9 protein-coding genes are annotated in these 7,719 nt (G+C 64.9%); 6 read left to right on the top strand and 3 right to left on the bottom strand.

Features of this window, described 5'->3' with window-relative positions; genetic code table 11:
* Positions 1-24 precede the first annotated feature (24 nt).
* Positions 25-1,071, bottom strand: coding sequence for a cell division protein ZapE (gene zapE, locus ABD283_RS06855; RefSeq protein ID WP_344224517.1), 1,047 nt, complete (start codon positions 1,069-1,071; stop codon positions 25-27).
* Positions 1,072-1,333: 262 nt separating this feature from the next.
* Between zapE and ABD283_RS06850 the strand changes: the two genes are divergently transcribed.
* From ABD283_RS06850 to ybaK, 3 genes are read left to right on the top strand one after another with little or no spacing between them, the layout of a single operon-like run.
* On the top strand, positions 1,334-2,242 hold the full coding sequence (locus ABD283_RS06850) for a sulfurtransferase (RefSeq protein WP_344224236.1): 909 nt from the start codon (positions 1,334-1,336) through the stop codon (positions 2,240-2,242).
* Entirely contained in the window at positions 2,239-2,700 is a 462-nt protein-coding gene (locus ABD283_RS06845) for a SufE family protein (protein WP_344224235.1), read from the top strand. The genes ABD283_RS06850 and ABD283_RS06845 overlap by 4 nt, the downstream gene beginning before the upstream one ends.
* Positions 2,701-2,702: 2 nt before the next feature.
* The gene (ybaK, locus tag ABD283_RS06840; RefSeq protein WP_344224234.1) at positions 2,703-3,206 is read left to right on the top strand and encodes a Cys-tRNA(Pro) deacylase; all 504 of its coding nucleotides are present in this window, start codon (positions 2,703-2,705) and stop codon (positions 3,204-3,206) included.
* Here ybaK and ABD283_RS06835 read toward each other — a convergent pair.
* A complete protein-coding gene (locus ABD283_RS06835) occupies positions 3,166-4,422 on the bottom strand; it encodes an alpha/beta hydrolase family protein (protein WP_344224233.1) in 1,257 nt (418 codons plus the stop codon). The two genes, ybaK and ABD283_RS06835, sit on opposite strands and share 41 nt — an antisense overlap.
* A 139-nt stretch (positions 4,423-4,561) precedes the next feature.
* On the opposite strand from ABD283_RS06835, the gene msrB reads away from it, so the two are divergent.
* From msrB to ABD283_RS06820, 3 genes are all read left to right on the top strand, one after another.
* Positions 4,562-5,005 (top strand): peptide-methionine (R)-S-oxide reductase MsrB, encoded by a 444-nt coding sequence (msrB, locus tag ABD283_RS06830; RefSeq protein ID WP_344224232.1) that lies wholly within the window; start codon positions 4,562-4,564, stop codon positions 5,003-5,005.
* A 108-nt stretch (positions 5,006-5,113) separates the two neighbouring features.
* Positions 5,114-5,728, top strand: coding sequence for a DUF3000 domain-containing protein (locus tag ABD283_RS06825; protein ID WP_344224231.1), 615 nt, complete (start codon positions 5,114-5,116; stop codon positions 5,726-5,728).
* 137 nt (positions 5,729-5,865) lie between these two features.
* On the top strand, positions 5,866-7,185 hold the full coding sequence (locus tag ABD283_RS06820; RefSeq protein WP_425552818.1) for an HRDC domain-containing protein: 1,320 nt from the start codon (positions 5,866-5,868) through the stop codon (positions 7,183-7,185).
* Positions 7,186-7,304: 119 nt separating this feature from the next.
* On the opposite strand, the gene ABD283_RS06815 is transcribed toward ABD283_RS06820, so the two are convergent.
* The gene (locus ABD283_RS06815) at positions 7,305-7,712 is read right to left on the bottom strand and encodes a hypothetical protein (protein ID WP_344224229.1); all 408 of its coding nucleotides are present in this window, start codon (positions 7,710-7,712) and stop codon (positions 7,305-7,307) included.
* Between the last annotated feature and the right edge of the window lie 7 nt (positions 7,713-7,719).

Here is a 7,719-nt window from a genome sequence, read left to right as displayed (position 1 = left end):
GACTGGAGAAAAGCCCTGTAGGACTCAGGCCTCGCCGCCCTCACGAGCGAGCGCCGTCAGACGGGACACGGCACGGTAGTACTTCTTCTGATAACCACCCGACATCATTTCTTCGGTGAAGACCCGGTCAAAGGGCACACCGGTCGAGAGGATCGGCAAGTCCTTGTCATACAGGCGGTCGGCCAACACCACGAACCGCAGTGCCACGGCCTGCTGATCAATGGTGCGCACCCCGCGCCACACAATCGCGTCCAGACCGTCGATCAGCGCGCGGTAGCGGGACGGGTGCACACGGGACAGGTGCTCGACCAGCGCGTCGAAATCATCGATCGCAACGGTCTTTCCCGAGAAGGCTTGCTCGGCAGCTGCTTCAAGAGCGGCGTCGTCGGCGAGGGGCTGGGGCGCTTCGGGAAGGCCCCTGTGGCGGTAGTCCTCGCCGTCGATCCGTACGACGTCGAACTGGGAGGACAGCACCTGGATCTCGCGTTGGAAGTCCTGGGCCGCGAACCGGCCCTCGCCCAGCGAACCGGGCAGCGTGTTGGAGGTGGCCGCGAGCTTGACGCCGGCGTCGGCGAGTTCGCGCATGAGACGGGACATCAGGACCGTGTCCCCCGGATCATCGAGCTCGAACTCGTCGATGCACACGAGCTTGTAGTCTTTGAGCGCCTCCACGGTGTGGCGGAAGGTCAAGGCACCCACCAGGTTGGTGTACTCCACGAACGTGCCGAACGCCTTGGGGCCGGGAACCGCGTGCCACAGTGATGCCAGGAGGTGGGTCTTGCCCACGCCGAAGCCACCATCCAGGTAAATGCCCTGGGCGGAGGTGCCCTTCTGGCCGCCTCCCCCGCCGAACAGCTTGGAGAAGAAACCGTTGCCGGAAGACTGGCCGCCACCCACACCCGCTGCGAACGCCTTGAGTTTCTCCACGGCCTCCGCCTGCGAGGGCTGGGAAGGATCGGGCCGGTACGTGTCGAAAGAGACCTCCCCGAAGCGTTCGGACGGACGGAAACCGTCCAGCAACTCGTGGCCGGAAACGCGCGGATTTCGCTCCACGAGGTGTTCAGTGTGCATGCTCACGTGAGGGGCCTCCCTGCCCGCTGCGCCACGGCCCTCAGAAGTCAGGGCACCGGGCACCGGACGGCATCGATCGGTACGGATTCCGAGCAGCGTAACTGCTCCTGCCCCGATGCTACCGGTCAGCCCGTGGTGAACACGCGCGCTACAGCCCCTGGTTGCAGCTTTCTCGCATGCATAGCCCGCGGCGAGCGCACTACGCTGGAAATCAAGTCCCGCGCGCAGTGACGCGCACGTCTACACACGAGGAGTACTCCACATGCCCGTGGAAGCAGAGAGCAATCAGGATTTCTCCCAGTACGCCCATCCCGAGCGGCTGGTTTCCACCCAGTGGGTGGCCGACAACATTGGCAAGCCCGGTGTGGTGGTTGTCGAATCCGATGAGGACGTCCTGTTGTACGAAACCGGTCACATCCCCGGTTCGGTGAAGGTCGATTGGCACACGGATCTCAACGAACCGGATACCCGCGACTACGTGGACGGCAAGCAGTTCGCGGAGCTCATGTCCCGCAAGGGCATTTCCCGCGACGACACGATCGTGGTCTACGGCGACAAGTCCAACTGGTGGGCTGCCTACGCCCTGTGGGTTTTCACCTTGTTCGGCCACGAGGATGTCCGCCTCATGAACGGCGGTCGTGACAAGTGGGTTGCCGAGGGCCGCGAACTCACCACCGACCAGACCGAGGTCACCGCCACCGATTACCCCGTGGTCGAGCGCGATGACTCCGTGATTCGCGCCTACCGCGAGGACGTCCTGGACAACCTGGGCAAGACCCCGCTGATCGACGTGCGATCCCCGCAGGAGTACACCGGCGAGCGCACCCACATGCCGGACTACCCCCAGGAGGGCACCCTGCGAGGCGGCCACATCCCCACCGCGGCGTCCGTCCCGTGGGCTCGCGCTGCGGCGGAGGACGCCACGTTCAAGTCCCGCGACGAGCTGGACGCCATCTACCGAGAGGAAGTGGGCCTGTCCGACGGCGACGACATCATTGCTTACTGCCGCATCGGCGAGCGTTCCTCCCACACGTGGTTCGTGCTCACCCACCTGCTGGGCTTCGACAAGGTCCGCAACTACGACGGTTCCTGGACCGAGTGGGGCAACGCTGTGCGCGTGCCCGTGGCCCAGGGCGAGGCTCGCGGAGAAGCTCCGGAGGGTGCCCGGTGACCAACGAAGAATTGCCCAACCAGGTCCAAGAGCTCATCGAGGATTTCGACGCCGTTCCGGAACCTGACAAGCTCCAGCTCCTTCTCGAGTTCTCTCGTTCCCTTCCCGAGTTGCCCGCCCGGTACGGCGAACACCCGGAGGAACTCGAGCAGGTAGTGGAGTGCCAGTCACCGTTGTTCCTGGCCGTGGAACTCCAAGAAGGTGCCGAGGATCCCGGGGTGAACATCTTCTTCTCCGCACCGGCGGAGGCTCCCACCACGCGCGGATTCGCCTCCATCCTGTACGAAGGATTGGACGGCCTCCCCGCGTCCACCGTGTTGGACATCCCCGATGACCTGCCCGAGCGCTTCGGGCTGACCAAGTTGGTGTCCCCGCTGCGGATGCGCGGAATGTCAGCCATGCTGGGTCGGATCAAACGCCAGGTCCGGGAGCAGCAAGCGGCTCACTCCGCGGGCTGATCATGGCTCGTAAACGCCCCGGGGCTCGGGCATCGCACGCCGCTACGGCAGCACTGGCGATGCTCGACGCCGCCGGGGTTAGCTATGCGGCGCTGCCCTACCAGCACGATCCGCGCGCGGAATCGTTTGGGTTGGAAGCGGCGCAGGCTCTAGGCAAGGATCCTGCGTGCGTCTTCAAAACCATCATGGTGACGCACGAGAAGAACTGGGCAACGGTCATGGTCCCGGTCAGTGCCACGGTGGACCTGAAGGCAACCGCTCGGGAACTGGGGTGGAAGAAAGCGAGTCTCGCAACGCCGTCGGCGGCGCAAACCCGCACCGGCTACGTGGTGGGCGGGATCTCGCCACTGGGCCAGAAGATCCCCTCGCCCACTCTGCTGGATCAATCCGCCCAAGACCTACCGACCGTCTTGGTCTCAGGCGGGCAGCGAGGTCTGGACGTTGAGCTGTCCCCCGCCGACCTGCTCAGGCTGACGGACGGGCGCTACGCACCGCTGGCCGCTTGAGCTTGGTGGGCAGCCATTCGCGCACGGCACGCTCCCAGCGCTTGCGGTCGATATTCCATTCCTTGGTGTGACGCGCGCCTGCGAAACCCACGAAGTCCACGAACGGGCTGAGCTCGGCCAGGTGCACCGAACCCTCCACCGGGACTACCTCGTCATCGGTGGAGTGCAGGATGAGCGTGGGCGTGGTGATGTCCTCCCAGCGGGACAGCCAATCCAACGCGTGCAAATCCAGAGGCGCGGCCAAGCCGGTGACCTTGGGACCGAGCTTGTGCGAGATCAAGTCCGTGGCCATGCGGCCGATGCGGCGGGGAATGCGATGGATCTTGGCCTGGTGGGCCACCAGTTCGAACCAATCCACCACCGGGCCGTCCAGCACCACCGCTCGGACCTTATTGCGGTGCTGGGTCAGCTCCAGGGTGCGGAGCACAATGGCACCACCCATGGACCACCCGAACAGCACGATGTCCGTTGCACCGCGAGCCAGCGCGTACTCGATACCGGCCTCGACATCCTCCCACTCGGTGAATCCCAGTCCGTAGCGGTTGTCCTGGGTTGCGGGAGCTTCTCGGTCATTGCGGTAGGACACGATCAAGCTGTGCAACCCGAGCTCGTGCGCGGCCCTGGCACCGCGAATACACTCCATGCGTTGCGCACCACGCCCGTGGACCATGACGGCCCATGCGCCTTCGTGCCGCGCACGGTCAGTGTCACCGTCCGCGGGGATCACCCATGCTGGCGCGGGACCGAGGTCCGTGGCCACGTCGACCTTTTCGAAGGCCAGGCCGGCATCGCCGGGGCGTGCATAGACCGTACCGGTCCACCAGCCCTTCTTGCCTTCTTCCAAGTCGCCTCGATAGACCCGTTCCACCAAGCGGGTCACCGTGTTGTGGTTCTGCCGCACGACAAATCCGATGCGGGCCATGCTCTGGCCTTCATCGAACCGCAGAGCGTAGGTTCCTGCGGCCCGAGTGTCCGAGTTGGCGGGTAACGTGATGAGCGGCTGCCCGGAATTCGGGTCATTCTCGAGCTTCAACACGGTGAGTTTGCCCCCGACCTTGGGCGGCACCACCACCTGGCGCGCAATAAGTGCCGCCAGCCCACTCGACAGCGCGAATGTCGCGGAAGCCGCGCCAATACTTGCCGTGGCGCCCACGATGGCACCGTGTCGCCATGAGCGGGCAGGGGCATCTCCGGATGGACTCAAAAGGGAAGCCATATCGTCATTCTGGCACGTGGACCCTGGGCACTACCGGCGGGCATATTCGAGCCCGGTGAACTGTTGTACCCAGTGGCCCGATTTGTGATGCCAGCTGCGACGCTGGCCACTCAGTAGCCAACTACGAAACGGAGAAGAAATGTCTGAGAACTCCACCAACGAGGCGGTCTCCGCCCAGTCCGCGGCCCGCACCGATGCCCAGTGGCGCGAAATGCTGTCCCCCACCGAGTACCAGGTGCTGCGTCAGGGTGGGACCGAGCGCCCGTTCACCGGGGAGTACGTGGACACCGAGACCACCGGCGTCTACGAATGTCGCGCGTGCGGTGCCGAGCTGTTCCGTTCCACCACCAAGTTCCACTCCAACTGCGGCTGGCCCTCGTTCTTTGAGCCGCTGGCCGAAGACCGGGTCCGCTACATCGAGGACTCATCCATGGGGATGAAGCGCGTGGAGGTTCGCTGCGCGGCCTGCGATTCCCACATGGGCCATGTTTTCGAGGGCGAGGGTTTCAACACGCCCACCGATCTGCGGTACTGCATCAACTCCGTATCCATGCGCTTGGTACCGGACGCGCAGGGCGAGTAGGGGCGGTCAAGGCTACTGAGCGGTTACTGATCGTCCAGCGAAGTCGTCGACTCATCTCACGGCGTGGCTCCCCTCACCTCCACCGGCTCACTGGCTAATGTGAGCCTTGTGAGCGCGGTAAGCGAGCTGAACAGCACCCCGGAGGAATTTCGCACGGCAGTGCGATCTCTCGGTCGTGCACGAACTCGCCCGGAAGTCTCATTGGCCCGGATCGCGCCGCCCAGCAGCCTGGCACCCCACGCCGTATCCCTTGCGGCGGAGGTGGGCCGCATTCAACGCCGCACGCTCCGTGCCATGCGTAGCCATGAACAGACGCAGGCACCCACCACGGGCCGGTTCGTCTTGCTGTACGACCCGTCCCGGCCCGAACCGTGGGGCGGCCCCTTTCGGATTGTCAGCTGGTTCCGGGCCCACATGGATCTGGAGATCGGCCGCGACGAGCTGCTCACCGACGTCAGCTGGTCATGGCTGACTGATGCACTGGATGGCAGCGGCGCTCAGTACACGGCCGAGGGCGGCACCGCCTCACGCACCATGGAAAAAGGCTTCGGTTCCCTGCGGGAGAACACGGACAGCGTGGAGATCGAGGTACGCGCCTCCTGGACGCCCTTGACCGGGGGCGATCCCGGGAACTGGGCGGCCGCGCACGTGGAAGCCTGGTCAGAACTACTGTGCACGGCCACGGGACTCCCCCCGTACAGCGAAGGCGTGACGTATTTGTAGTGGGTCACACCTACTGACGGGTTCAGTGGCAGTACGGTAGACGAAAACAGTTGTCGATCCATTCGTCAGGAATTCTCATTAACACCGTGAGTGATCAATCTTCCAGGCCTACGCGGAAGCCCTCGTCCACCGAAGTGGTGGTTGACGGGTTCGAGGACTTTCATGTCCCGGCTACGGTTCACCTGCACGGCCCTGCGGACGGCATTCCCCGCGTAGTGGACACCGCACGCGGTTTGGCACGGGCCGCGGAGCAACTCGCGGAGGCCACCGGCCCCGTGGCCATCGACACCGAACGCGCATCCGGGTTCCGTTTCGGCCAACGCGCGTTCCTGGTCCAGATCCGCCGCGAAGGCGCCGGGACCATTCTGATCGACCCGGAGGCCGTAGGGTCCTTGGCCAGCGTCAACGAGGCCCTGAGTGGCGTCGAATGGGTGCTGCACGCTGCCACCCAGGACATGCCCTGCCTGCGGGACCTGGACATGACCCCCGACGTTTTGTTCGACACGGAACTGGGTGGTCGGCTGCTCGGACTGCGCAAAGTGGGCTTGGCCTCCATGACCGAAGAGCTACTGGGGTTCACGCTGTCCAAAGAACACTCCGCTGTGGACTGGTCCAAACGTCCGCTGCCCCAGGACTGGCTCAACTACGCCGCCCTCGACGTGGAGGTGCTGGTCCAGCTGCGCTGGGCCACGGAAGAGCGCTTGGTCGAAGCCGGGAAACTTGAGTGGGCCCGGCAGGAATTCGAAGCGGTGCGCACGGCACCCCCACCACCGCCCCGTAAGGACCCGTGGCGCCGCACTCACGGAATCGGTAATGTCCGCGGACGTCGCAAGCTCACCGCCGTCCGTAACCTTTGGACAGCCCGCGAAAACCTGGCCAAGCACAAGGACCTCTCCCCCAGCAGACTCCTGCCCGATTCGGCCATCGTTGCCGCCGCGAACGCCATGCCCCGCACGGTGCCGCAGTTGCTGGCGACTCCTGGCTTCCACGGTCGCTCGGCATCCCGAGAAGCCCCGCGCTGGCTGACAGCAGTCCAGGAGGCACGGCTCACGGAAGATCCCGTACCCCACAATTTTCCCTCGGACGCGTTGCCCCCGGTCAAAGGCTGGGACAGCAAGCGCCCGGAAGCGGCCGCCAGGCTCAAGGCCATCAAACCTGCCGTGGCCGAACACGCGGAAACTCTGGGGATGCCCACCGAGAATCTGGTCACACCGGAATTACTGCGCCGCTTCTGCTGGCAGCCGCCGCGCTCTACGGCCGATGAGGCCGTGGCCCAGCGACTGTCGGAATTGGGTGTCAGGCAGTGGCAGGTCGAGCAGGTTGCCCCGGTCATCGGAAGCACATGGCGTGAACTGCGGGCGCAGCGCCGCGCAGAGAAGCAGGCCGACGGCGCAGCCGCTGGAACTGCTACGGGTCCTGACACCGCAACCGCGGCTGGTTCGGCCACGGACGAGTAGCGAGCCGACCCGGTCGACAACCCACCCATCGGACCGTACGAGATCCGCTCCCCGCAACAACATGACAGTGGCCGCACATCCACCCGGATGTGCGGCCACGTGTCTGTGACGGGGGAAGATTACTTCTTCATGTCGTCCTTGGTGGGAGCCGGCTCGGCGGCGTCCATGTCCACGTCCTTCTCGGTGGTCGCGGGCTTGGGCAGATCAGAATCCGACTTGGAACCGACCTTGGCCTTGACCGATGCGGCACCGCCCTGAGCCTTGTCCTTGACGGCCGACGCGCCGTCCTGAGCCTTGGCGGACACGTTGCCGGCAGCCTTCTGTGCGGTGTCGGCAAGCTTGCCGCCCACCACGGGAACCTCAGCCTTGACCCAGTCGGTGCCCTCGGAAACCTTGTCCTGCACCTTGGGGTCGTTCCAGGTGTTGATGGCGGTCTCACGCAGGGACTCGTAGCTCTTACGGCCCGAAGCGGAACCCACGACAAAACCAACACCGAAACCGGCGACAAAAGCGAGACGCTTGATCATCTTGATT

This window comes from Kocuria atrinae, from assembly GCF_039531425.1.
GTDB classification, from domain to species: domain Bacteria; phylum Actinomycetota; class Actinomycetes; order Actinomycetales; family Micrococcaceae; genus Kocuria; species Kocuria atrinae.
Note: the sequence above shows the minus strand (reverse complement) of the source record. Positions and strands in the feature narration are given on the sequence as shown.

Excerpts from the sequence above, each read along its gene's own strand:
- zapE (WP_344224517.1), bottom strand. The coding sequence starts at position 1,071 with ATGCACACTGAACACCTCGTGGAGCGAAATCCGCGCGTTTCCGGCCAC.
- ABD283_RS06850 (WP_344224236.1), top strand. The coding sequence starts at position 1,334 with ATGCCCGTGGAAGCAGAGAGCAATCAGGATTTCTCCCAGTACGCCCAT.
- ybaK (WP_344224234.1), top strand. The coding sequence starts at position 2,703 with ATGGCTCGTAAACGCCCCGGGGCTCGGGCATCGCACGCCGCTACGGCA.
- ABD283_RS06835 (WP_344224233.1), bottom strand. The coding sequence starts at position 4,422 with ATGGCTTCCCTTTTGAGTCCATCCGGAGATGCCCCTGCCCGCTCATGG.
- msrB (WP_344224232.1), top strand. The coding sequence starts at position 4,562 with ATGTCTGAGAACTCCACCAACGAGGCGGTCTCCGCCCAGTCCGCGGCC.
- ABD283_RS06815 (WP_344224229.1), bottom strand. The coding sequence starts at position 7,712 with ATGATCAAGCGTCTCGCTTTTGTCGCCGGTTTCGGTGTTGGTTTTGTC.